Source organism: Candidatus Nanopusillus massiliensis (assembly GCF_920984865.1).
In genome coordinates this window covers 141,710-142,141 of sequence record NZ_OV100765.1, presented here as the reverse complement: position 1 = coordinate 142,141, position 432 = coordinate 141,710, and positions in this window count along the sequence as shown.

The following is a 432-nucleotide window of genomic DNA, read 5'->3' as shown; positions in this document are numbered from 1 at the left end:
TGGAATTCCTAATTGTTGTAATTCTGGTGCTAATTCTGAACCATATATATATCCATTTTGACTATTTGCGTATGATTGTAATTCTTGACCCAATGTTGCATTCATGCTTGATACATATTGTATTACTGCCTGTGCTGTTAATGTATTTACTGCTGGACCTCCTACTAATATTAACTCACTCATTGATGGTGTTACTTGTGTATCTAATATTACCTTTCCAATTAATGATGTTGGAGTTGGTACTGATACTGTTACTGTTTGAGTTGTTGATGTAGATGTTGTTGATGGTGTGTATCCTGATGGTTCTNATCCTACATTAAATGTTAATGGTTGTGATGGTGCATTTAATTGTACTGTTGGAATANNNNAAGATGATGTAGTTTCTACTAAGTATACACCATTTTTATCTAAGTATGCATATGTAATTACTTC